This window comes from Cupriavidus sp. D39 (assembly GCF_026627925.1).
In the GTDB taxonomy this organism is placed as follows: Bacteria; Pseudomonadota; Gammaproteobacteria; order Burkholderiales; family Burkholderiaceae; genus Cupriavidus; species Cupriavidus ulmosensis.
Genome location: NZ_JAPNLE010000001.1, coordinates 396,581 through 419,527, shown reverse-complemented (window position 1 = coordinate 419,527; position 22,947 = coordinate 396,581). Strand labels below are relative to the sequence as shown.

Annotated in this window: 18 protein-coding genes and 3 pseudogenes; 10 read left to right on the top strand and 11 right to left on the bottom strand. The window is 63.6% G+C overall.

All coding sequences use genetic code 11. The features are described 5' to 3' along the window. Nucleotides 1-5: 5 nt before the first annotated feature. A complete protein-coding gene (locus OMK73_RS02130) occupies nt 6-446 on the bottom strand; it encodes an Hsp20/alpha crystallin family protein (protein WP_267600488.1) in 441 nt (146 codons plus the stop codon). Nucleotides 447-909: 463 nt separating this feature from the next. Between OMK73_RS02130 and OMK73_RS02125 the strand changes: the two genes are divergently transcribed. The 9 genes from OMK73_RS02125 (at nt 910) to OMK73_RS02085 (ending at nt 8,742) form a co-directional block, all read left to right on the top strand. Then, a complete protein-coding gene (locus OMK73_RS02125) occupies nt 910-1,089 on the top strand; it encodes a hypothetical protein (protein WP_267600487.1) in 180 nt (59 codons plus the stop codon). Nucleotides 1,090-1,265: 176 nt separating this feature from the next. Beyond that, entirely contained in the window at nt 1,266-1,832 is a 567-nt protein-coding gene (locus tag OMK73_RS02120) for a phosphate-starvation-inducible PsiE family protein (RefSeq protein ID WP_267600486.1), read from the top strand. Nucleotides 1,833-2,149: 317 nt separating this feature from the next. Further along, nucleotides 2,150-3,397 carry a tyrosine-type recombinase/integrase gene (locus OMK73_RS02115; protein ID WP_267600485.1) on the top strand — a complete coding sequence of 416 codons (1,248 nt, stop codon included), beginning with the start codon at nt 2,150-2,152 and terminating at the stop codon, nt 3,395-3,397. Next, entirely contained in the window at nt 3,394-3,912 is a 519-nt protein-coding gene (locus tag OMK73_RS02110) for a tyrosine-type recombinase/integrase (RefSeq protein ID WP_267600484.1), read from the top strand. Before OMK73_RS02115 ends, OMK73_RS02110 begins: the two co-directional genes overlap by 4 nt. A gap of 110 nt (nt 3,913-4,022) precedes the next feature. After that, a complete protein-coding gene (locus tag OMK73_RS02105; RefSeq protein WP_267600483.1) occupies nt 4,023-5,255 on the top strand; it encodes a site-specific integrase in 1,233 nt (410 codons plus the stop codon). Then, nucleotides 5,234-6,184 (top strand): tyrosine-type recombinase/integrase, encoded by a 951-nt coding sequence (locus tag OMK73_RS02100; protein WP_267600482.1) that lies wholly within the window; start codon nt 5,234-5,236, stop codon nt 6,182-6,184. The genes OMK73_RS02105 and OMK73_RS02100 overlap by 22 nt, the downstream gene beginning before the upstream one ends. Further along, on the top strand, nt 6,181-7,179 hold the full coding sequence (locus tag OMK73_RS02095) for a tyrosine-type recombinase/integrase (protein ID WP_267600481.1): 999 nt from the start codon (nt 6,181-6,183) through the stop codon (nt 7,177-7,179). Before OMK73_RS02100 ends, OMK73_RS02095 begins: the two co-directional genes overlap by 4 nt. 152 nt (nt 7,180-7,331) lie before the next feature. After that, the gene (locus OMK73_RS02090; RefSeq protein ID WP_267600719.1) at nt 7,332-7,754 is read left to right on the top strand and encodes a tyrosine-type recombinase/integrase; all 423 of its coding nucleotides are present in this window, start codon (nt 7,332-7,334) and stop codon (nt 7,752-7,754) included. Beyond that, the gene (locus tag OMK73_RS02085; RefSeq protein ID WP_267600479.1) at nt 7,747-8,742 is read left to right on the top strand and encodes a tyrosine-type recombinase/integrase; all 996 of its coding nucleotides are present in this window, start codon (nt 7,747-7,749) and stop codon (nt 8,740-8,742) included. The genes OMK73_RS02090 and OMK73_RS02085 overlap by 8 nt, the downstream gene beginning before the upstream one ends. A 278-nt stretch (nt 8,743-9,020) precedes the next feature. On the opposite strand, the pseudogene OMK73_RS02080 reads toward OMK73_RS02085, so the two are convergent. From OMK73_RS02080 to OMK73_RS02055, 6 genes and pseudogenes are all read right to left on the bottom strand, one after another. After that, nucleotides 9,021-10,363, bottom strand: a pseudogene (locus OMK73_RS02080) (MFS transporter). A gap of 177 nt (nt 10,364-10,540) precedes the next feature. After that, nucleotides 10,541-11,356 carry an enoyl-CoA hydratase/isomerase family protein gene (locus OMK73_RS02075; protein ID WP_267600478.1) on the bottom strand — a complete coding sequence of 272 codons (816 nt, stop codon included), beginning with the start codon at nt 11,354-11,356 and terminating at the stop codon, nt 10,541-10,543. A 3-nt stretch (nt 11,357-11,359) separates the two neighbouring features. Further along, nucleotides 11,360-12,970: an AMP-binding protein gene (locus OMK73_RS02070; RefSeq protein WP_267600477.1), complete on the bottom strand. Its 1,611-nt coding sequence runs from the start codon at nt 12,968-12,970 to the stop codon at nt 11,360-11,362. Beyond that, nucleotides 12,963-13,541, bottom strand: coding sequence for a (2Fe-2S)-binding protein (locus OMK73_RS02065; RefSeq protein ID WP_267600475.1), 579 nt, complete (start codon nt 13,539-13,541; stop codon nt 12,963-12,965). The genes OMK73_RS02070 and OMK73_RS02065 overlap by 8 nt, the downstream gene beginning before the upstream one ends. After that, the gene (locus tag OMK73_RS02060; protein WP_267600474.1) at nt 13,538-14,353 is read right to left on the bottom strand and encodes an FAD binding domain-containing protein; all 816 of its coding nucleotides are present in this window, start codon (nt 14,351-14,353) and stop codon (nt 13,538-13,540) included. The genes OMK73_RS02065 and OMK73_RS02060 overlap by 4 nt, the downstream gene beginning before the upstream one ends. Beyond that, a pseudogene (locus OMK73_RS02055) lies at nt 14,350-17,387 on the bottom strand (xanthine dehydrogenase family protein molybdopterin-binding subunit). Before OMK73_RS02055 ends, OMK73_RS02060 begins: the two are co-directional and overlap by 4 nt. A 451-nt stretch (nt 17,388-17,838) precedes the next feature. Between OMK73_RS02055 and OMK73_RS02050 the strand changes: the two are divergent. Continuing rightward, nucleotides 17,839-18,744 (top strand): LysR family transcriptional regulator, encoded by a 906-nt coding sequence (locus OMK73_RS02050; RefSeq protein ID WP_267600472.1) that lies wholly within the window; start codon nt 17,839-17,841, stop codon nt 18,742-18,744. A gap of 20 nt (nt 18,745-18,764) precedes the next feature. Here the strand turns inward: OMK73_RS02050 and OMK73_RS02045 are convergent, their stop codons facing one another. The 4 genes and pseudogenes from OMK73_RS02045 to OMK73_RS02025 form a co-directional block, all read right to left on the bottom strand. Beyond that, nucleotides 18,765-19,466, bottom strand: coding sequence for a sterol desaturase family protein (locus tag OMK73_RS02045; protein ID WP_267600471.1), 702 nt, complete (start codon nt 19,464-19,466; stop codon nt 18,765-18,767). Nucleotides 19,467-19,544: 78 nt separating this feature from the next. Beyond that, nucleotides 19,545-21,283 (bottom strand): annotated as a pseudogene (locus OMK73_RS02040) (GMC family oxidoreductase). Between the two features lie 34 nt (nt 21,284-21,317). Further along, nucleotides 21,318-22,280 (bottom strand): tripartite tricarboxylate transporter substrate binding protein, encoded by a 963-nt coding sequence (locus tag OMK73_RS02030; protein WP_153955549.1) that lies wholly within the window; start codon nt 22,278-22,280, stop codon nt 21,318-21,320. Between the two features lie 69 nt (nt 22,281-22,349). Then, nucleotides 22,350-22,943, bottom strand: coding sequence for a UbiX family flavin prenyltransferase (locus OMK73_RS02025; protein WP_267600469.1), 594 nt, complete (start codon nt 22,941-22,943; stop codon nt 22,350-22,352). Between the last annotated feature and the right edge of the window lie 4 nt (nt 22,944-22,947).

Here is a 22,947-nt window from a genome sequence, read left to right as displayed (position 1 = left end):
TCACATTACTGGACGGTGATCGCCCGAGGCCTCGAGGATTCGCGCTTGCCAATGCTGATCGACAGGCAGCCGTTGGCGTAGCGCGCCTGCACCTTGTCGGGATCAGCGTTCTGCGGCAGTTCGACGACGCGCCGGAACGTGCCGACGAAGCGCTCCTGTGCGTACGGCCGTGCCTCGGGGTCATCCTCCGACTGCGCCGCTTCGCGCTCGCCGCTGATCGTCAGCAACCCCTTGTCGATCGAGACCTCAAGCTTGTCTTGCTTGATGCCCGGGGCAAACGCGACGACTTCGATCGAGTCGTCCGTCGTGCCAATGTTGACGGCTGGGAATGCCCCGAAGCGGCCGGAGCGGATGCTGGACGGGAACCCGCCGAACAAGCTCACCATCTGCCGTTGCAGGCGGTCGAACTCGCTGAACAGATCGGTTCCGAAAAAGAGATCACTCATGGTCGTATCCTCCTGATGCAGCAAGGAGGCGAACGGGCAACGCGCTCCCACCCGCCTGCCAAGCCGCTGGCAAACAAACAGAAACACGCAGCGCGCAACAACGCGACTGCCTGAGCAAAATTAAAATAGGCAATCTGTTGCCGGTTTTCAAGAGGCAAGCGTTCAAGTTTTTTCCCTTGAAGGCAAGCCGGCTATCCCTATCTTTCGTATGTGAACATCTCGCACACGTGGGCGGCCGCCATTCGGCTTGCGGGCTAGCACCGTGGCCAGTTGTGGACGAAAAGACCCTTTGGCCCTCACAGGGAAGCAACGATGATGAGGCAGAATTCGCGCCAACTCCTAGAGGCAACGGCGGGCAGCGGCGGGCAGCGGCGTTCATAGTCAGTGGCCGGCTGCCGGGTGACTACGCCAGAGGGCGACCAAGCTTGACCAGAGCTACGTCCAGGCCGGGCCTGGCGATAGAGTGAGTACCAAGGTCATTGACGTGATGGTCGAGTTCGCGCGGGCGTTGGACCTGACGGTAATAGCCGAGGGCGTGGAAACCGAGGACCAGCGGGCTAGGCTTATTTCCAGGGAGTACGCCTTGCGCAGGGCTACCTCTTCGGCCGGCCGATGGCGCTTTCGTCCTTGCGCCGCTGGCTAGGCGAGCGTGTGCACGGCGTGCCGGTATCAAGAGCCGGATATGGAACTTTAAATGACTTTGGGGATTCCGCACCCTAATATGTTAAGGAAGCCTTAAGCCCAGCCCGGAGAGGCTCATGCCCCCGGCTTCCCTCTCAATTCGCTTCGTCGATGTCTATCTATCAGGAAGGGTGAACCATGAGGAATGAAAGTGGCAGCCTGCGCAAGGATCTCGATGCATTTCGGCTGCAGTGGCGCGTTCTGAACTTCTATGAGCGCTTCGAGCAGATCGTTGCCCACGTCCTGAGCGCAGTGGTTTCCGTGATCATTGTCGTATCGCTTTGGCAACTGATACGCGCGGTCGCCATGTTGCTTATGTCGGGCGCACTGAACCCGCTGGATCATGGGACGTTTCAATCGGTGTTCGGCATGGTCATGACACTGCTGATCGCAATGGAGTTCAAGCATTCAATCACCAGGGTTATGGTGCGGCGCGACCACATTGTCCAGGTCAAGACCGTCATCCTCATTGCCCTGTTGGCGATAGCGCGCAAATTCATCATTCTCGACCCGGCCACGGCGCCCGCGCATATCGCTGCTCTTGCGGCTGCATTGGTTGCGCTCGGCATCGTCTACTGGCTGATGCGCCAGCGCGACGACCCGGTTGATGCCGCGCTAGCTGAGCAAGGCAAACCTGCGTTTATGAAGGCGGCGCATCACCGAGGCATGGAACGGGACGGCAACCATCAGGATGCGAATGCCTGAGCGACTCGTGGCCTTCTCGAAAGCGGACATCCGCGTCATGGTTCTGGTCAGCCTTCGCCAGCGATCCGCGAACGGCTTAAAGGGCCGATGGGATAGGGGTAGGAAACGGCGAGCGCCGTCCCCTCCCTCCGAATCCGGTGTGCGGTTTTCCCGCGACAAATGTGATCGATCACACTTGTCGCGATATGTGGTGTTGGCTCAAATGTGGTCTTGCGGGGACAGTACGAGGTTCGTCAGCGGTGTATGCCTATTGAAGGCCACATAAATTGGCGCCGGAGTAGTGTCGGAGATCCGAAGGTTAACTCGGAGATCCGATCATGTTCAGTACGTTGTTTCATTACCCTCGTGTACTGGCTCGTCATCGCAATGGTCCATCGGCCGATGATCGAGAACGCTATCTGGACCACTGCGCACAGGGCGGTGCAGCCCATTCAACGCTGTTGAGCCTTGCACCTGAGCTCCTGGCAATTTCCCAGCGTATCGCGCTCGACAACGGACGATTGATTCCGTCTGCGGAGGTCGAGATAGCAGCCGATCGCTGGGTTCGTTACCAGCGACGGCATCAGCGAATCCTGACGGGAAGGTTCTCGCGGGAACGGTTTATTCAGACCGCTACGGCCTGGCTTCGCTTCCTGGGACGACTGCAGGAGCAGCAACCTGAAACGCCGCCATTCGTCGATCTTGTTCAACGGTTCGACAGCTACTTGCGCGAGGAGCGCGGCCTGTCGTCACACACGATTCACAATCGATGCTGGCACGTTCAGGCGTTTTTGTCCTGGCTCAGCGAGCAAGGAAGCAGCATCGGCGAGATGCGACTCGAACAGGTCGACGCCTTCTTTGCACTGAGACGAATGCAAGGCTGGTCCCGGGTATCGATGGCCAGCCTTGCTGGCGCGGTGCGAAGTTTCCTCCGCTACGCCGGTGAGCAAACCTGGTGTTCGAAGAGACTCGCCGCCGGTATCGAAGGACCGCGTCTGTTCAGCCACGAGACGCTTCCAGCCGGGCCGAAGTGGGAAGACGTGCAGCGACTCATTCGCAGCACCGATACGGACAGTCCCCATGATATCCGGGACCGCGCCATTCTGTTGCTCCTCGCGGTCTACGGGCTGAGAAGGGGTGAAGTCGTGGCCCTGACACTGGACGACGTGGACTGGGAACATGACATCCTTCACATCAGCCGTCCAAAGCAGCGGAGCAAACAGGACTACCCGCTTGCAGCCGAGGTAGGTGAAGCAATTCTGCGGTATCTGAAACAGGTGCGACCTCATATTGGCTCGCGCTCTTTGTTTCTCACCATACGAGCCCCGTTTTGTCCACTCGCGCCTACGAGTCTGCACTACCTGGTCAACCGACGATTGCGGGTTCTGAATATCAGTTGCCGTCGTGGTGGACCGCATTCACTTCGACACGCGTGCGCGACCCATCTCGTGGCTGAGGGACTCTCACTCAAGGAAATCGGTGACCACCTGGGTCATCGCAGCGCCTATGCGACGCGCACCTATGCCAAGGTCGATCTGGCTGGCCTGAGGCAGGTTGCTGACTTTGCCCTAGGAGACTTGCTATGAAACTGCCTGAAGCGGTTGTCGCGTACGTGGCCTACAAACAGTCACTGGGGATGCGCTTTGCCACTGAGGCGCGTACCTTGAAGTCCTTTTATCGAACGCTCGGCGACATCGATATGCGCGAGATCGACGCCGATCGTGTCTATGCGTTCCTTGCCGGCAAGGGTCCCATCACGGCTTTCTGGCATCGCAAGCTCAGCGCGCTGCGCGGCTTCTACCGCTTTGCCATTGCTCGCGGCTACACCGCCAGTTCACCATTACCCTTAACGGTACCCAAGGAACCCCGAACCTTCGTGCCGTACATCTATTCGCGAGAAGAGATGAAGCGTCTACTGGCGGCGACGGCGGATCGTGAGCGCTGCAATCTGTCATCGCTAACCTGCCGGACGCTCCTGCTACTGCTCTATGGTACTGGGCTTCGCATCGGCGAGGCTGTCAGTCTGAATCTGGCGGATGTGGATCTGGACTCTGGAATCCTTTGCATCCGTGAAAGCAAGTTCTACAACTATGCCGCGTAGTTAACTATGTTCGATTTGGACATGGCGAGCTGCAATTCAAGGACAATGAACGAAACCTGATCGGCATAGTCTGATTGATATTAGACCCTCTTTTACAAGAGGCGCAGGTCATGGAGAAGTTGTACCCCAAAACGCGGTCGCACCCACTCGATACACCCGAGGGCCCCCTTGCTGAACGACTCGGTGCATTTGAAGGTCTGCTGAATGATCAAGGCTACGCGCAAGAGTCTATTCGCAGGCACTTGCTTCTCGTTGCCGATTTCAGCGTGTGGCTCAAGTGCAAGAAAATGTCGATTGAGGAAGTGACTCATGAAACCGCGCAGCGTTATCTGCGCTACCGGGCACACCACCGCTGTCATCGGAACGGCGCAAAATATGCGCTAAGACGCTTTATACAATTGCTGCAAGAAAATGGAATCGTTGCAAAGGACGCGCCCGTTGCGCAGACACCAGTTGAAAAATTGGTAAACGAATACTCTTTGTATCTGCACCAGGAACGAGGCTTGGCAGCCACGACGATCAGGAAATATCGGTGGTGTGCGCATTTGTTTTTAACAAAGCAATTCGGTGATGGGGCGACGCGGCTCTCGGATCTCCGTGCTCGCGAGATCATCGACTTTGTTCAGCATGAGGCCACTCAAAGTCCTGCGCGAGCGCAATCGATCGCAAAGGTCTTGCGCTCGTTTTTGCAGTATGCGCGTTATCGTGGATTGATCAAGCTTGACCTCGCCGCAGCGATCCCCAGGGTCGCCCACTGGTTAATGGCGTTAATCCCCAAAGCGATTTCCCCTGAGTATGCTAGGCGAGCGTTGGCCAGTTGCGACCGCCGTCGCCCCGTCGGCCGCCGGGATTATGCGATTCTGCTCCTCCTTGCCCGGCTGGGATTGCGGAGTGGCGAGGTGGTTTCCTTGACGTTGGATGACATCGATTGGGAAACGGGCACGTTGAACATTCACGGAAAAGGCGGTCAGGATTCGCCGTTGCCATTACTCGCGCCGGTGGGTGAAGCGATCGCCGACTACCTGAAAAACGGTCGCTCGGATTCTGAGAGTCGAAGTGTCTTCCTGCGTATAAACGCGCCGATTCGTGGGTTCAAGACGGAAAAAGCGGTATGCAATGTAGTCAGATACGCTCTGGAGCGGGCTGGTATCGATTCGTCGAGAAAAGGAGCCCATCAATTCCGGCATGCGTTAGCGACGCAGATGCTGCGTCAAGGATCCTCGCTGGCCGAGATTAGCGAAGTCTTGCGCCACAAAAGTCCCGACTCGACGAGAATATACGCGAAGGTCGACCTGGATTCACTGCGGACCTTGGCGCCGCCATGGCCGAGCACCCGATCATGAGTACGCTACGCAAATCAATGGAAGAATACCTGACGATGCGTCGTCGTCTGGGATTCAAACTCCATGAAGCAGGCCAACGTCTGGAAGACTTCGTCTGCTTTATGGAACGACGTCGGGCCTCTCACATCAGCGCGTCACTGGCGTTGACCTGGGCACTAAAGTCCCCGTCGGTTCAACCGGTGATCTGGGCTCAGCGATTAGGTGTGGTGCGTGGCTTTGCACGCTATCTGAGTGCCTTCGATCCGCATACAGAGATTCCACGGGCCGAATTGTTGCCGCACCGGTATCATCGGCGCGCTCCCTACCTTTACACCGATGAGGAAACCCAGAAGATATTGGCTGCCGCGCTGGCTCTTCCTCCGGCATCGGGACTGCGGCGGTGGACATATTTTACGCTGATAGGTCTGCTAAGCGTCACGGGGTTGCGCCCCGGTGAAGCGGTCAATTTGGAACTCGAAGACGTTGACTTGAAAGAAGGCGTACTGACGGTGCGGGGAAGTAAATTTGGAAAGTCGAGGTGGGTTCCTATTCATTCCTCCACTCGAGATGCACTTGCAGACTATCTTCGACGTCGCGGGCGATGTCTTGCGGGGCGCCCGGAAACCCATGTGTTCATCACTTCGCAAGGCAAGCCTCTCAGTGGAGACATGGTTTCTCATACATTTACGGCGCTCACACGGGAAATCGGTCTTCGCGATTCGTCAGCAAAGCGCGCTCCCCGCCTGATCGACTATCGTCATTTATTTGCGGTCACGACGCTGGCGAGATTAGACCGATCGGGTAAAGACCCGGTGCGTTGGTTACCGGTGCTGTCGACGTTCCTCGGGCACCAGTGGGCGAGAGATACGTACTGGTATGTCGAGCAGCACCCAGAGCTCATGAAGCAGGCGATGAAGCGCCTGGAGCGTCGCTGGAAGGATGTGTCATGAAATCTACCGTCGGTTTCCCAGCATTAGTGCAGCGGTTCTTTACGGAACGTCTCATGCAACAGCGGCAGGCCAGTCCGCACACCATCAGTTCCTATCGGGACACGTTCAGGCTGCTGCTTCGCTTTGCCTACAAGCGTCTGCGCAAACCGCCGGATCATCTGGCATTTGAGGACATCAATGCGCCGCTCGTGACAGCATTTCTGAATGATCTGGAGAAGACCCGGGCTATCAGTGTCCGCACCCGGAATCTGCGCCTGACGGCGATTCGCTCGTTCTTCCGTTACGCGGCCTTCGAGGCGCCCGCGTATTCCGCGCAGATCCAGCGCGTGCTGTCGATGCCCGGCAAACGCTACGATCGCAGGCTCATTCACTTTCTGACGCGGCCGGAAGTCAAGGCGCTGCTCGGTGCACCAGATAAGCGCACCTGGTGTGGTCGTCGCGATCATGCTTTACTCCGACTGGGTGTGGAGACGGGACTTCGTGTGTCGGAAATGACCGGCCTCACACGCGAGGACGTGACCCTCGGCACAGGCGCGCACATTGATGTTGTAGGTAAAGGTCGAAAACAGCGCGTTACCCCTTTTAGCAAGCAGACCGCCGCTATTCTAAAAGCTTGGATGAAAGAGCCTCGCACACCCAACAGTGACGCGCTGTTTCCGAGTGTTCGAGGTGGACATCTCAGTTCGGACGCGGTACAACGTCTCCTGAAAAAGTACGCTACCAAGGCTGCCAGGGGATGTCCTTCGCTGCGAAAGAAACGAGTGACGCCGCACGTGCTGAGGCACACGGCAGCCATGGAATTATTGCAAGCTGGCGTGGATCCATTCAACATCGCCCTGTGGATGGGCCATGAATCGCTCCAGACAACCCAGATGTACCTGGATGCCAGTCTGGAGCTGAAGGAACAAATTCTCGCTAATGTCGAACCACATGATGGCAAGCCCGTACGATACCGGCCTGACAGTAAGCTCGCGACGTTTCTCAAGGGTCTTTAGCCATTAAAACTATGCCGATCCGGCGACCTGAGACTGACCTCCTGCTGGGCTCTTTACAAGCATCATCGGGATCCGATCCCAGCTTGATCGGCATTGCCGTGAATTCGGCATAGTTGTGGCTACGCCGCTAGCGGCGTAGCCACAAGACACGGCTGGTGCCGACCGGACCAGATCTAACGTCGGTGCTGGTTCAGTATGCCGCCGAACGCAACAAATGGCCGCCGCTCAACCGCGACGCTGCCTTCCTGTTGACGGAACGCGGACATCGCCTGTCCAGAGCCGGCGCCGAGTATGCCTTCAAACAATTGCGTGAACGCGCACAGGTACGTCGTGACGATAGTGCACGGTATCAGCCACGACTTCATGACATTCGGCACACCTATACGGTTACCCGGTTGGTCTCCTGGTATCGCGAAGGCGCCGATGTACAACGCTTGCTGCCTCAGTTGGCAACCTATCTTGGTCACGTGCATATTGCCGCCACCCAACACTACCTGACCATGACGCCAGAGCTGCTGCAACAGGCGAGCTTACGATTCGAGCGCTACGCCCGGGGAGGTGACGATCATGCGTGACACAATGCTACTTGGCCCATGGGTCCGGCGTTTCCTGCTCGAGTACCTGATTGGCGAGCGGAACCTCGCTCGCAACACCCAGCAGAGCTACCGCGACACGCTGTGCCAACTGATCCCTTTCGTTTCAGGTCAAACCCACAAACCGGTCGACCGGCTGGCAATGACAGATGTGTCGGCCGAGATCGTCCGGGACTTCCTCTCAGACATCGAAGTCTGTCGCGGATGCAGCGTTGCGACGCGGAATCAGCGTCTGGCTGCTATCCATGCTTTGGCTCGATTCGTTGGCGAGCACAGCCCGGAACATATCCAATGGTGCACCCAGTTGCGCTGCATCCCCTACAAGAAGACTACAAGAGCGGTGGTGCCCTATCTCGACAAAGCTGAAATGGATGCGCTCCTTGCTTGTCCAGATCGACGTACATCTCAAGGTCGCCGTGACTACGCCCTGTTGCTGTTTCTCTACAATGCCGGTGCGCGGGCGGACGAGGCGGCCCACCTGACCATCGGCAACGCCGATGCGATCTCCAGCAGCGTGAGCGTTCTCGGCAAGGGACGCAAATGGCGCCAGTGTCCGCTATGGCCCGACACCGTGCAAGAGTTGTGCAACCTCGCTGGCCAACGACCACCGCAGGAACGGGTATTCCTCAATCGCTGTGGGCAACCCCTGACGCGCTTCGGTATTCACGCGGTCGTAGAGCGTTACGCTGTCAAGGCGCGAGCCAATATGCCCTCGCTCGCATCCAAGCGCGTCAGCCCGCACAGCATTAGACATTCAACTGCGACCCACCTGCTTCGATCCGGCGTCGATATCAATACCGTACGGGCGTGGCTTGGTCATGTCTCCATCGATACGACCAACGTTTACGCCGAAATTGATTTGGAGACGAAGGCTAACGCCCTGGCGCGGCTGACTATCCCTAGCGATCGAAAGGCGAATAGGCGGTGGGCCAAAGATCCCGCGCTGATGGCGTTTCTCCGGTCCTTGTAGCAGGCTTTTTATGTGGCGTTCGGCCGGCCGGATCCTGTCAGGATCGCGGCTCGGGCGCCGCAAGACCACATTTGAGCCAACACCACATATCGCGAAGGGCTCTCCAGTCAGTTGTTTGCACATCGGGATTGGCGCGCCCTCGAACATCGCAACTGGGCAAAACAGCGCCTGGACGCAGCGGCGCCGTCGAGGCCCATGCCAGCGCACGAAGGGATGCCTGACCGTCCAGTCCTGCGACAGTCCTGAACGGCCGGGTTTCCCTAACTGCGCAGTCACCCTCACTTTTCCCCAAGGCGGCCGGCGGTCTCCGGAACGATCGCCGCACCGGCCAGGTAAATGGCAGTGACCACCGCGACGAAGATCCCCAGCACTTTTGGCAGGTCGGCGGGGTGCTCGCGCACAGCGACGCAAACGTCGGCATCATGCCGCCGATGGCAAAGCCGATATTCCATGACAGGCCAGTCCCCGTGGCACGGATGCTGGTGGGGAACCGTTCGTTCAGGAAAATGAGGATCGGAGCAAAACCCATGCTGCCCAGCATCGCCAGCGCCACGGCATACATGCCAAGCGTGGTGACATCCGGTACCGCGGGCATCCATTGGTAGATCAACGGCAGCAGCACCACGTTCAAGGCGCCGATCAGCAGGAAGGATCGCTTGCGACCAATCAGCGTGCTGAGGTGACCGGCAAATATCGATGCCACGATAACGCCGACACTGCTGGCCATCAGGATGGCCGCGGATGCGCCCGCCGGAGCCTTTACCACGACCTTGAGGAAGGTCGGCAGATAGCCTGAGGTCAGGTAGTAGGCGCTGCCACCGCCGATCGTGAGCAGGATGTTGACAACAAGGACGCCGCGGTACTTGCTGGAGAACAGGACACGCAACGGGTTCTCAACCGGAGCGGCATGTCCCTTGGCCGCCTGCAACTGCTTCCACAGCGGCGACTCCTCCAGCGAATTGAAGATGAATAGGCCGAGCACCGAGCTGATGATGCCGGAGAAGAACATGCAGCGCCAACCCCAGGTGTCGAACGCATCCCCGGGAAACAGCGCAGTCATTGCCATGTAGGTGATGGAAGCCAGCAGTGCCCCGATACCCGCGCCACCGCCGCCAACCAGCCCCGAGACGGCGCCGCGCCAGGACGGCGGCACCGATTCAGTGCCGATGGTGTGGGTGGATGCCACCACGCCGCCGACAAAGATCCCCTGCACCAGCCGCAGCAGGATGAACAAGGCTGGCGCAAGCAGGCCCACCTGTCCCACCGTGGGCAGCAGCCCGAACGCCGCCGTGGACAAGCCAACGCCGGTAACCGCAACCACCATCGCGCCCTTGCGGCCGTGGCGGTCGGCATAGGAGCCGAAAATCGCCGAGCCGAGCGGCCGCATCAGCAGCGTCACGGCAAACGACGCATACACCGCAGCCAGCGACAGCATCGCGTGCTCCGACGGGAAAAACAGCCTGCCGATCACCGGCGCCACGAACAGCAGGATGAACAGGTCGAACAGGTCCAGCGCCCATCCCATGCAGGACGCCGTCACGGCACCAAACACCTGGCGATTGCTCGCCGCTGGCAGCGCCTCGCTGATCGTCTCTGTACTCTTCTTTGCTACGGCTTCCATTGTTGTCTCCTTTGATTTGGATCTCTGCTTGGATCATTACGGCAGCGATGGCGCCCGGGCGGTGCCTTGCCGGCAGGCGAGCGCTCCCCGCGATGCTTGCGCCGTGGCAGCGGGCATCGTTATCCGGTCAGTTCGTCCGGGATGCGGGCGGCCTTGCCGGCGCGCCCGCGATTTCCATCAGTTGCCGCGGAACGCCGGCTTGCGCTTGCCGTGGAAGGCTTCCACGCCTTCGCGGAAATCGTCCGAGCTGCGCAGGCGGCTATAGCAATGCCCTTCCAGCTCGATGGCGATCGACAGCGGCGCGTCCTCGGTGTCGTTGAGCAGCTTCTTGGCGGTGCGCTGCGCCAGCGGCGAGAAGCCGCGCAGTTCGTCGACCAGCGCATCGGTGGCGGCTTCCAGCTCGGCGTCGGCCACGCATTCCACCGCGATGCCCCACTCGTAGGCTTCTTTGCCCGAGATACGGCGCGAGCGCATCACGATGTCCTTGGTGCGGCCGATGCCTACCATCTTCTGCAGGCGCGCCGAGCCGCCCGAGCCAGGGATTTGCCCGAGCTTCTGCTCCGGCAGCGCGTACTGCGTGGTCTCGGTGGCGATGCGGAAGTCGCAGGCCAGCGACAGCTCAAAGCCCACGCCGAAGCAATAGCCGCGGTTGGCGGCAATCACCGGCTTGCTGCAGCGCGCCGGCGCCGCCACGTTCCAGGCCAACTGCGAGACGTGCTCGGGCGAGGCCTCCAGGAAGCCCTTGATATCGCCGCCGCTGGAGAAATGCTCGCCCTGCGAGCGCAGCACGATCACGCGCACGCGCTCGTCGGCATCCAGTGCTTCGATGACGGCGCGCAGCTGGTCGCGCGCCGCCATGGCGATCACGTTGTACGGCGGACGGTGCAGGATGATGTCCGCGCGCTCGCGCGCGGCATTGATCTCCACGGAGAAGCCGTCGAGCTGTTGCAGGCGTTGCTGGTCGGGATGGATCAGTTCGGTTCCCTGGGTCATGTCTTACTCCTTGATCGTGTCGACAGGCGTGGCGTCCGCTGCCTGGTTGGGGTTGGGGTTGGGGTTGAGATTGAGGTCAGGGTTGCCGGAATGCGAGGCTGGCTCGTACTCGCCGGCGGAGAGCTTGCGGCGCAGGATCTTGCCGACCGGCGACCTGGGGATCTCCTCCACGAAGACGTAATCGCGCGGGCGCTTGAAGTTCACCAGGTCCGAGCCGCGGCAGTAGGTATCCAGTGCCTGCGCATCGACGTTGCCGCGCGACTTGACGAAGGCCACCACCTTCTGGCCCCAGCGCGGGTCCGGCACGCCGGCCACCGCCACTTCGTCCACCGCCGGATGCAGCGACAGCACCGACTCGATATCGACCGGCGAGATGTTCTCGCCGCCGCTGATGATCATGTCGTCGACCCGGCCGCTGACGAAGAGGTCGCCCTCGGCGTCGAAGTAGCCGGTGTCGCCGGTGAAGTACCAGCCGTCGCGCAGCGACTTGGCGTTGGCGTCGTCGCGGTTCCAGTAGCCTTCGAAGGCCTCATCGCCGCGCAGGTCGGCGATGATCTGGCCTTCCTCACCGGTGGCCGCCAGATCGTCGGGCGAGCGGGCGTCCAGGCGCACCACGCGCAGGCGCGTGTTGATGCCGGCGCGCCCCGCGCTGCCGGGCTTGCGGGTGGCGCGCTGGTCGATGCTGAAGGTGTACACCTCCGATGAGCCGTAGTGGTTCACGAACAGCTCCGGCTCGAAGGCCAGCGCAAGGCGGCGCAGCAGGCCGTCGCTCATCGCCGCGCCGGCAAAGCCGAGCTTGGTCGCGGTGCGGATCGCCGAGGGATCGAATCCTGGATCGGCCAGCAGGTCGTGGTACAGCGTCGGCACCAGGTACAGGCAGGTGATCCGGTGGGTGGCGATCTCCTGGAGCGCCTGCCCGGCGTTCCAGCGCCGCACGCAGACGAACAGGCCGTCCACCAGCGCCATCGCCAGCAGCGAGCGCACGCCCATGGTGTGGTAAAGCGGCATCACGCCAAGGGTGCGCTCGCCATGGCGATACAGGTTCTGGGCCACGTGGGCGAGCGCGGCGGCGCGCTCCTGCCGGTGCCGGCGCGGCACGCCCTTGGGCTTGCCGGTGGTGCCCGAGGTGTAGAGCATCAGCGAGACAGCGCTCGCTTCGGCCACCGGGGCGTCATGCAACGCAACGCTGTCCAGCAGCGAGGCGAACGACATCGAGCCGCCCGCCGCGCAGTCCAGCGCAATGCAGGGCACGGCCTGCGCCGCCGGGCTGGCCAGCACGGCATCGGAGCTGACAGGCTCGAACACCAGCGCCTTGACGGCGGCATCCTGCACGCAATAATCAAGCTCCTCAGGCTTGGCGCGCCAGTTCAGGGGCACCATCACGATGCCGGCGAACTGGCAGGCCCAGTGCAGCGTGGCCATTTCCCAGCGGTTTTGCAATACGGCCAGCAGGCGGTCGCCCGGTTCCAGGCCAATCTCGCGCAGGCCGGACGCGACGCAACGGATACGCTCGTACCACTGCGCATAGGTGAGCATCAGGTCGCCATCGACGATGGCGGGCGCATGCGGACTGCGCTCCACGCTCTGCAGGAAGGTGCGGCCGAGATCAAGCATCGCAGGCCTCCTCGGTAACTACGCCGGCAGCAGCAGGGCGAGCCCGTGCACGGATCGCGGCTACGTCGAGCACGGCGGCCACGATGGGGGTGTAGCCCGTACAGCGGCACAGGTGGCCGGACAGCATGTCGCGCACCTGCGCTTCGCTGGGTTCCGGCACGCGCTCCAGGTAGTCCGCGCACGACATCAGAATGCCGGCCGTGCAGAATCCGCACTGCAGCGCGTGGTGGCGGCGGAAGGCCTCCTGCAGGTCGCTTAGCCCATCGGCCGGCGCCAGGCCTTCGACGGTATCGATGGTGCGGTCCTCGGCCTGCACGGCCAGCATCAGGCACGAGCGCGCGGCTACGCCGTCGACCCGCACCGTGCAGGCGCCGCAGACGCCGTGCTCGCAGCCAACGTGGGTGCCGGTGGCGCCGAGCTCGTGGCGCAGGAAATCCGACAGCAGCTCGCGCGGCTCGCAATGGCCGCTGCGTTCGCGGCCGTTCAGGGTCAGGGTGATGCGGCGCCGCTCCTGGCGCTGCATCATCTCGGCGGGCTTGCCGGATTCGGCGCCCTTGGTGGTCTTGCTCATTTTGCCTCCTCGATCACACGCATGCCCAGTTGCCGCACCAGGTGCCGGCGGTACTGCGCGCTGATATGGGCGTCGTCCTGCGCGCCCAGTTTCCAACTGAAATCGTTGATGGCCTCCTCCAGGTCCTTGCCCTGCAGGCGCGGCCAGGTTTCCAGCACCGGCCGGTCCGCCACGCCGCCAACCGCCAGCGCGATGGCGTCATCGGTCACGGTGGCCGCGCAGGCCACCAGCGCAAAATCGCCGTGGCGCGCGGAGAATTCGGCAAAGCCGTAGCGCGCCCCGGGGCGCCGCAGCGGAAAGCGCACCGCCTCCACCAACTCGTCGGGCTCGCGTGCCGTCATCAACATGCCCTGGAGGAAGCTGGCCGCCGGCAATACGCGGCGGCGCCGCGCGGCGCGCAGCACCACCTCGCCGCCCAGCGCGGTCAGCACCAGGGGCAATTCGGCGCTCGGATCGGCATGAGCCACCGAGCCGCACACGGTGCCACGGTTGCGAATCTGGAAATGCGAAATATGCGGAAAGGCCATGGCCAGCAGCGGCACCTCGTCGGCCAGCGTGGCGCGCCATTCGACGCTGCCCTGCGTGGCCGCGGCACCCACCACCAGGTGAGCGTCTTCCACCCGCACCGTGTTCAGCTCGGCGGTGCGCGAGATATCGATCAGCAGTTGCGGCTGCGCCAGGCGCATGTTGAGCACCGCCATCAGCGACTGGCCGCCGGCCAGCACGCGCGCGCCCTCGCCGCCACGGGCCAGCGCGTCGAGCGCGTGCTGCGTGGTTTCGGCGCGCAGATAATCGAAGGCGGATGGTTTCATCGACGGACTCCCAAACGGGCCAGCAGGCGGGCAAGCCAGCCTTGCGGCCGTACCGGCTTGCCGGCGGCCTGGCGGCCGAGCGATTCGAACAACTGGCGCAGCACCACCTTGGCGGCGCCTTCCAGCATGCGTCCGCCCACGGCGGCGACCTTGCCGGATACCTCGGCCTCGTAGTCGTAACTCAGGCGCGTGCCGCTGCCATGCGGGACCAGCTCCACCAGGCCGGCGCCGCGCGCGCTGCCCAGCGAGGACATGCCGGCGCCCGCCAGCCGCAGCCGGCGCGGGGGATCGAGGTCCGACAGGGCGATCTCCGCCTCGAAGCGCGCCTTGATCATCCCGACCCCTACCGTCACGTCGGCGCGGTAGTGGTTCTCGGCGGTGCGCTCCAGCGCGTGGCAGCCGGGCACCACCTTGGCCAGCGCCTGCGGGTCCAGCAGCACGGCGAAGATGGCTTCTGGCGTGGCGTCGAGATCCACCGAGCCGCGCGCGGTGAGCGCCTTGCCACTGCCCTTGCGGGCCGCGGGCACGGCGGCCTCGCGTATGGCTTCCAGCAATTCGGGGCGAGACGGTGGCGGATCGTCGAAGCCCACCATGGCCATCACCTTGGCCGGGGTCAGCGGCAGGCGGATGTCCTGCACGCCGAGCGCGTCCGCCACCGCGTTGGCGATGCAGGGGGCGTGCTCATGTTGTTGCCCTCGCCCAGGCCCTTGGCGCCGAGCGGCGTGAAGGGGCTTGGCGTTTCCAGGTGCACGATCACCGGATCGGGCACCTCGCAGGTGGTCGGCATCAGGTAGTCGGCCAGCGTGCCGGACTGGAAGCTGCCGTCGGCGCCATAGCGGAACTCCTCCATCAGCGCCGCGCCCAGCCCCTGGGCGAAGGCGCCGCGGATCTGACCATCGGCCAGCGCCGGGTTGAGCAGCGTGCCGGCGTCGTGCGCGGTCACGTAGCGATCGATACGCACGCGCCCCGTGGCGCGGTCGATCTCCACGCCGCACATATCGAAGGCAAAGCCGTAGGCGGCCGAGGTGTTGATGCGGTCGTTCTCATCCGGCGCTTCCAGGTTGGGCGGCGACCAGAACACCGTCTCGCGCAGGCCCGGCTCCTCTCCCGCCGGCAACTGCTGCGGTGACCAGTGCGGCGCATTGCTGGCCACGCGCGTGAAGGGCAAGCCGGATTCGGGCGCGCCTTTGCGGGCAATGCGGCCGTCTTCGAACACCACCTCCGCAGGCGTGCAGCCGAACTGCGGCGCCACGATGCGCGCCAGCTTGTCGCGCACCCGCTCGGCGGCCAGATGCACGGTGCCGGCCACCGCGCCGGCAAAGCGGCTAGAGTAATTGCCGGCGGCAACCGACCACGCATCCTTGTGGGTATCGAACTCGACGTTCACCACCACGTCGGCCGGGTCCACGCCAAGCACGTCGGCCACGACCTGCGCGCACACGGTCATATGGCCCTGCCCGGCCGGCGTCGAGGCAATGGTGACCACCACGCCGCCGAGCAGGTCGACGCTGACCGTGGCGCTGGCGATGGCGCCGTTCTTCGGCCCCGCCTTCTTGCGCGCCTCGGCCGGCATGGCGGTGGTGATATAGCCCATGTTGGACACGGACGGCTCGACGATGGCGGCAAAGCCTATGCCATACAGCCGGCCCTCGGCGCGCGCGGCTTCGCGGCGGCACTTCAGCTCGGAGTAGCCGCCTTCTTCCAGCGCGCGCGCCAGCGCCAGCTGGTAGTTGCCGGAGTCCAGCAACGCGCCCGCCGCGGCGCGATAGGGAAAGGCATCGGCGGCAACAAAGTTGCGGCGATACACATCGAGCGGATCGAGGCCGAGCTGCGTCGCGATGCGCTGCACCAGCCGCTCCAGGGCGAAATACACCTGCGGGCCGCCAAAGCCACGCACCAGGCCGGTGGGCGTCTTGTTGGTCATCACCACCCGGTTGCGCACCAGCAGGTTGGGGATGTCGTAGGCGCCGGTCAGGCAGCCGTGCATGCGGTAGAAGGTGGCGGGCTCCGGCGCGCGCAGGTAGCCGCCGCAGTCTTCGACCTGGTCATAGGACAGCGCCACGATGCGGCCATCGGCCTTCACCGCGGCTTCCAGCGTGGACAGCCGCGCGGTGGCGGAGGTGGCGGCGCTGAGATGCTCGAGCCGGTCTTCCACCCACTTCACCGGTGCGCCGGCCTTGCGGGACGCCAGGCACATCAGCACCGCGTAGGGAAACACGGCCTGCTTCACGCCGAAGCTGCCGCCGGAATCGCGCGGGGCTTTGTGGCGCAGCCGGTTGGCCGGCACCTTGAGCGCCATCGCCATCACCGCATGCAGCGAGAACGGCCCCATGAAATTGGAGGTGACGTCGTAGCCCTCGTCACCGGGCAGGAACTCGGCAATCACCACGCCGCATTCGATCGGCGTGCAGGTGTTGCGCGGATAGTGCGCGGTCAGCGTGACCCGGTGCGGCGCCGCGGCAAAGGCGGCTTCAGGCTCGCCGTAGCGGAAGTGGCGGTCGCTCACCACATTGGAGCCTACGCCGGGATGGAGGATGGGCGCATCGTCGGCCAGCGCGGCTTCGATCGATACCACCGGCGGCAGCACGCGGTAAGTGACGCGCACCAGGTCGAGCGCGTCTTCGGCCAGGGCACGGCTCTCGGCCATTACCACGGCCACCGGCTCGCCCACATAGCGCACGCGGTCCATGGCCAGCGCCCATTGCTCCATTGGTGACTTCACGGCGACCACGAAGGGACGCGACCAGGCCGCCAGGTCGGCGCCGGTAAGCACGGCGTGCACGCCCGGCGCGGCAAGCGCGGCGGTGGCATCGACGGTGCCAAGTTCGGCATGCGCATGCGGGGAACGCACGATGGCCGCGTGCAGGGTGCCGGGCTTCACGCCCAGGTCGTCGCCATAGCGGCCACGGCCAGTGAGGATCGCGGCGTCCTCGAGCCGCTCCATCGCGCGGCCCACGTGACGCTGGCGCCCGGCCGCAGCGGATTCAAGGTGGAGGGCCGCTGCTGCTGCCGGCAGGCTGCGCTTGTCGCTCATGACCGGTCCTCCCGCGTGGCGGGACCGGGGCGGTCCATCTGGTTAGCGGGGATTGCGGGCCGGCACGGAAAGCGTGTCGCGGCGCGGGGCAAACACCCGCTGCCGCTGTCTCCTGTGTCGTGCCGGTCATGCCGCCAGCATCGTTTGTTCTCATTCCTGACTCCGTTCTGCGCGCCGGACCCGGTGGGCGAATCCGCCGGTTCATGCAACGTTGAACAGGAGCTTAGTGAGAATATGGTATTAGTTCTAATATTGTTTTTTGATTGTGTTAATCACTTCTGATGATGCCAGGCAGGGCGGTCCTTAGTGGGCGCATGCGGCCTCACCGCATGCGAAAGATAAGGGTTTTCCCCAGATATCGGCCAGGTTTTCCGAGGCCTGCCGCAGCAAAAAAGCTGATACGCTCAGTCCCGTTACACAAATTCGTTGATACCGAATCGACCCACTTAGCATGGACCTCAGACAGATCCAGTACTTCATCGCGCTGTTCGAAGATGGCTCCGTCACACGCGCGGCCAAGCGGCTGAATATCGTGCAGCCGGCGCTGAGCATGCAGATCGCCAAGCTGGAGGAAGAGTTCGGGCAGAAGCTGTTCGATCGCATCCCGCACGGGATGGTGCCGACCGCCGCCGGCCGCATGATGTACCGGCTGTTCCTGCCGATCACGCGGGACCTCGCCAATGCGCGGCAGCAACTGATGCAACGCGAAGAGCAGGTGGCCGGCAGCATCTCCATCGGCATGGTGGCGTCGGAAACGGAAAGCGTGCTGGTGGGGTCGCTGGCGCGCTTCAACGCGCGCTACCCGAATGTGGAGGTATCGGTCGCGGACGGATTCAGCGCCACGCTGATCGACCTGGTCTCCGCCGGCCAGCTCGACGCGGCGGTGGTGCATAAGCCCCGTGGCAAGCTCTCGCTCCATGTGCAATCCCTGCACGACGAGGAAATGGTGCTGGTCACCAGCGCCGAGCATGGCCCGGAACTGCCGGCGGCGGTGGAACTCACCAAGCTGCCCGGGCTGGAACTGGTGCTGCCCACCAAACGCCATGGCTTGCGCGGCGTGCTGGACGCCGCGACGCAGATCGAAGACGTCACGCTGCAGCCAAAATTCGAGATCGACATCCTCGGCACCATCGTGCAGTTCGTCGAGGCCACGCGCTTTGCCACGGTGCTGCCACGCATCGTGGTGCAGCGCGCGGTGGATGAGGGCCGGCTGCGCATGTACCCGATCCTGGCGCCGCGCATCGTGCGCCACCTGGTGTGCGTGAGCCACCCGCAGCGCCCGCTCAGCACGGCCGCCGACGCGCTGATCGCGATCGTGGCCGAGGAGATCCGCAGGGTATCCGGAACGCCAGCCTGATCCTGGCGCAGTGGCCCTGGCTACCGCCGGCCTTCCACCGGGCTGCGCACCTCGCGCGGCGCATCGCTGCGCGTGCCGAACAGCGTGTCGCAGATCGGGAAGGTCAGGTTGAAGTTCTGCGTGGCCATCAGCTCAGGATCGTGATGCGTGACGTGCAGGCGCCGCACGGTCCCCACGAACGGCATCCGGTCCAGCAGCGGGCTATCCGTGATGTGCGACAGCGTATGCAGGCCCTCGTACATCAGGTAGTACGCCGCCATCGTCATCAGCGCGATATAGCCCGCGTTCTTCGAGAACACCACGCCGATCACCAGCGCGAACGGCACGGCCGCCAGCACGAAGGCTACCGGCGCAAAGGGCGGAAACAACAAGGCGCGCCAGTGCTTCTGGCCTTTGTACTCAAGCGTCAGATGTGTGAAGAAGCGATGATGCACCGCGCAATGCCGTTTATAGATCGCGCTGAACAAGCGCGTCGGTCGATGCAATATATAGCGGTGCGCGGCCCACTCGGCCCAGTTCCCGAGCAAGAAGATTGGCACGATCGCGAGCCACTGCGCCAGCGTCGGTGCTTGCAGTTTCATCGCGCACCAGGCAATCACCCCGCCGGTGAATAGCAGCGTGAAGGCCAGATGCAATTCGCCGCGATACCACGCAGGGGTGGCGGCGACATATTCGTCGCGGAAGCGGTAAGAGCGTGCGCGGATTTCGTCATCGTATTTCATCGTTATCTCCTCGTTCCAGCCGCCGGTGGCGCGCCATCGTGCAGCTTCGTTCTTCAGCGTGGATTTGAGCTTCGGTTTTCAACTCGGATGGGCAACTTCGCTCGATGCCAGCCGGACGGCGCGGCGCTCGGCTTGCATGGTGTCGGCAATCTTTTCCGCGAGCATGATGGTGGGGATGTTGGTATTGGCCGTCGGCAGCCGCGGCATCAGCGAAGCGTCAACGACGCGCAGCCTGCCAACATCGTGAACGCGGCCCGCCGCATTCGTCACCGCCCTCCGGTCCGCATGCTCGCCCATCCGGCAAGTGCCGCTGGCATGCCAGACCCCGAAGACGCTCTGGCGCACAAAGCCCTCCAGCGCGGACTCATCCGCCAGCAGGCTGGCCAGGTTTGCCCCGCCCGTGAAAAAGCGCGCGATCAGGCTTCTGCGCAGCGGCCCCGAGACATCAAGCAGTGCCCCCAGCAACTCTGTGAGCAACGCATTGCCGCGGCTCACGCGGCTCAGCGCCTTGACGCGCGGCGAAAACGTAGCGGGGAAGAAATCACCCGGATGCTGATGCAAGGCCGACGCACCCACGATCTGCACCAGCTTGCGTACGCCGGTCACCATGCGCCGCAGATCCCGCTCGTCGTCGAGCAGGTTGAGTTCCACCATGGGCGGCACATCCGGCTGGGCTCCCGCAAGGCTCACCTGCCCGCGCGAGAATGGCCGGTTGCACCACAGGAAGAAGAGGCCGAGCCGATTACCGAGTGCATGCCAACCCGCCCGTGTGGAACTGGACAGGTACATGTCCGACGCCTCGCCACCTGGCACCCCCGATGAGAAGCGCGCCGCCGTCATGCTGGCGCGCCGGCGCGAGAGCGGCATGCGGTACTGGGGCGCGAGGAACTGGCAGAACGTCAGCGCCGGATGATCCTGGAGATTGCGGCCAACGCCGGGCCGGTCGGCCAGGACCTCGATGCCGAGGGCCTGCAGCGCGCCGGCGTCGCCGATCCCCGCGCGCATCAGGATAGCGGGCGACTGCAAGGCGCCCGCGGACACGATGACCTCCCCGGCGTCCAGCGCCAGCCGCGACCCATCGGCCCGGATGGCGATCACCCCACGCGCTTCCCGGCCGGATACGACGAGCTTGCGCACCGTTGTCTCGGCATAGATCCGCAGATTGGCCCGCCGGCGCGTATCCGCGTCGAGATAGGCGATGGCGGTCGAAACCCGCTTGTCATCCAGGTTCGAGAAGGTGGCGGGAAACCAGCCATCGCCGAACTCCGCGTTCTGGTCGGCCAGCGCGGACAAGCCGCTGCGGCCCATCGCGTGCGCAAACTCCGTGCAGAACGGCGGCCAAGCCTGCGGCAGGATGCGGCGGATCGGCACCGGTCCGTGGCTGCCGTGCAGCGGGCTGTTGCCGTAGTCCACATCGCGCTCAAGGTTGCGAAAATACGGCAGCACATCCTGCCACGACCAGCCGGGCGCGCCCGACGCGGCCCACTCGTCGTAGTCGCGCGGCAGCCCGCGGTTTGCGGCCTGCACGTTGATGCTGGAGCCGCCGCCCATGACGCGCCCTTGCTCGTAGACCTTGGACCTGCCCCCTGCCACGGCGCGGGCTTGCAGCGATGGCCAGATATACCGGTCACCGAAGAACAAGGGCATCGGATAGCTGTCGAGGATCTCCACCGGCACAGCGTCCGGCGGTGTATCGACGCCCCCTCGATCAGCGCGACGCGGATGGCCGGGTCCTGCGACAGGCGATTGGCCAATACGCAACCGGCGGACCCGCCGCCAACAATCACGTAGTCGAAACGCTCCCTGGGCGTATCCATGCGGTCTCCCCTTGTCATGTGCGTCGTTGCTCCGTCATTGCAAGGGGATGGCCGCGTCATGCACCACCTGCTTCCACTTCGCCAGTTCCTTGCCGATAAACGCAGAGAAGTCGGCGGGGCTGCCGCCGTCGGGGCGCACGCCCTGCTCGTGGAAGATATTGCGCACATCCGCCGTGCGCAGCGCGTCGTTGATCTGCGCGTTCAGCTTTCGCACGATCTCCGGGGGCGTGCCGGCCGGCGCGACAATGCCGTGCCAGGATGACGCGTCGTAGCCGGGCAGGCCGCTCTCGGCCATGGTGGGCACCGTGGAAAGCGACGCAAAGCGGCTCCGGTCGGCGACGGCAAGCGCGCGCACCTTGCCGGACTTCACGAAAGGCAGCACATGGGGCAACGCGTCGAAGGCCACTTCGACCTGCCCGCCGGCCAGATCGGTCAGCATGGGCGTGCTGCCCTTGTAGGGAACCTGGGCGAGCGTGACGCCGGCACTGCGCTCGAACAGCGCCATGGCAAGGTGGTTGGACGAGCCGCTTCCCGACGAGCCGTAGTTGATCTTGCCGGGCGTGCCCTTAGCGGATTTGACAAGATCGTCCACGGAGCGGATCGGCGATCCGTTGGTCACCACAAGGGTCATCGGCGACTGGCCTGCCAGGATGACGGGCGTGAAGTCCTTGAGGGTGTCGTACGGCAGCGACTTATAGAGCCAGGGATTGGCACCGAAGGGGAACTGCACCACCAGCAGCGTGTAGCCATCGGGCGCGGCCTTGGCCACGAACGAGGTGCCGATGATGGTGCCCGCGCCGGGCTTGTTGTCCACCACCACGGGCTGGCCCCAGGCTGCGGTGAGCCTGCTGCCGACGATGCGGGCCAGCGTGTCGTTGAAGCCGCCGGGCGGGTAGGGCACCACGATGCGGATCGGCTTGGTGGGATAGCCTTGCGCATGGGCAAGCCCCGTCAGCAACAGCAAAGCGAGCCCGGCATGGGCGAGCCAAGTTTTCATGTCTGTCTCCTGCATGTTCAGTATTCAAAGTTCGGCCGGGATCAGCGCCCCGGTCCGCAGCGCTGGCCGTCAGCCGGCAAAGTCGTGAGCGAGGCCCGACCAGCGGCTGGCCAGCGTGTCGTGCTCGATCTGGAACAGGTCCAGGATGCGGCCCACGGTGTGATTGACCACGTCCACGATGCTGGTCGGATGCGCGTAGAAGGCGGGCACGGGCGGCATCACGATCGCGCCCATCTCGGTGGCGTGCAGCATGTTGCGCAGGTGCGCGAGGTTCAGCGGGGTTTCGCGCGCCACCAGCACCAGGCGCCGCCGCTCCTTGAGCACCACGTCCGCGGCGCGGGTCAGCAGGTTGTCGGAAAACCCGTTGGCCACCGACGCTAGTGTCTTCATCGAGCACGGCGCGACCACCATGCCCTCGGTCACGAAAGAGCCGCTGGCTACCGCCGCGCCGATATCGCGCACGTTATGCACTACGTCGGCAAGCGCCTCGAGTTCGCTGCGCTTGATGCCGAGTTCCTGGGTCGCGGTGAGCATGCCGGAAGCCGACACGATGAGGTGCGACTCGACGCCGTCCAGGCTGTGCATCGCCTTGAGGAGATTGACGCCGATGGCCGCGCCGCTGGCGCCGGATATGCCGACAATGATGCGTCTCTGGCTGGCCATGGCA

Coding starts and splice junctions, on each gene's coding strand:
- OMK73_RS02100 (WP_267600482.1), top strand. CDS start 5,234: ATGGCCGAGCACCCGATCATGAGTACGCTACGCAAATCAATGGAAGAA.
- OMK73_RS02115 (WP_267600485.1), top strand. CDS start 2,150: ATGTTCAGTACGTTGTTTCATTACCCTCGTGTACTGGCTCGTCATCGC.
- OMK73_RS02045 (WP_267600471.1), bottom strand. CDS start 19,466: ATGAAATACGATGACGAAATCCGCGCACGCTCTTACCGCTTCCGCGAC.
- OMK73_RS02120 (WP_267600486.1), top strand. CDS start 1,266: ATGAGGAATGAAAGTGGCAGCCTGCGCAAGGATCTCGATGCATTTCGG.
- OMK73_RS02030 (WP_153955549.1), bottom strand. CDS start 22,280: ATGAAAACTTGGCTCGCCCATGCCGGGCTCGCTTTGCTGTTGCTGACG.
- OMK73_RS02025 (WP_267600469.1), bottom strand. CDS start 22,943: ATGGCCAGCCAGAGACGCATCATTGTCGGCATATCCGGCGCCAGCGGC.
- OMK73_RS02105 (WP_267600483.1), top strand. CDS start 4,023: ATGGAGAAGTTGTACCCCAAAACGCGGTCGCACCCACTCGATACACCC.
- OMK73_RS02060 (WP_267600474.1), bottom strand. CDS start 14,353: ATGAAACCATCCGCCTTCGATTATCTGCGCGCCGAAACCACGCAGCAC.
- OMK73_RS02050 (WP_267600472.1), top strand. CDS start 17,839: ATGGACCTCAGACAGATCCAGTACTTCATCGCGCTGTTCGAAGATGGC.
- OMK73_RS02085 (WP_267600479.1), top strand. CDS start 7,747: ATGCGTGACACAATGCTACTTGGCCCATGGGTCCGGCGTTTCCTGCTC.
- OMK73_RS02070 (WP_267600477.1), bottom strand. CDS start 12,970: ATGCTTGATCTCGGCCGCACCTTCCTGCAGAGCGTGGAGCGCAGTCCG.
- OMK73_RS02065 (WP_267600475.1), bottom strand. CDS start 13,541: ATGAGCAAGACCACCAAGGGCGCCGAATCCGGCAAGCCCGCCGAGATG.
- OMK73_RS02075 (WP_267600478.1), bottom strand. CDS start 11,356: ATGACCCAGGGAACCGAACTGATCCATCCCGACCAGCAACGCCTGCAA.
- OMK73_RS02110 (WP_267600484.1), top strand. CDS start 3,394: ATGAAACTGCCTGAAGCGGTTGTCGCGTACGTGGCCTACAAACAGTCA.
- OMK73_RS02095 (WP_267600481.1), top strand. CDS start 6,181: ATGAAATCTACCGTCGGTTTCCCAGCATTAGTGCAGCGGTTCTTTACG.
- OMK73_RS02130 (WP_267600488.1), bottom strand. CDS start 446: ATGAGTGATCTCTTTTTCGGAACCGATCTGTTCAGCGAGTTCGACCGC.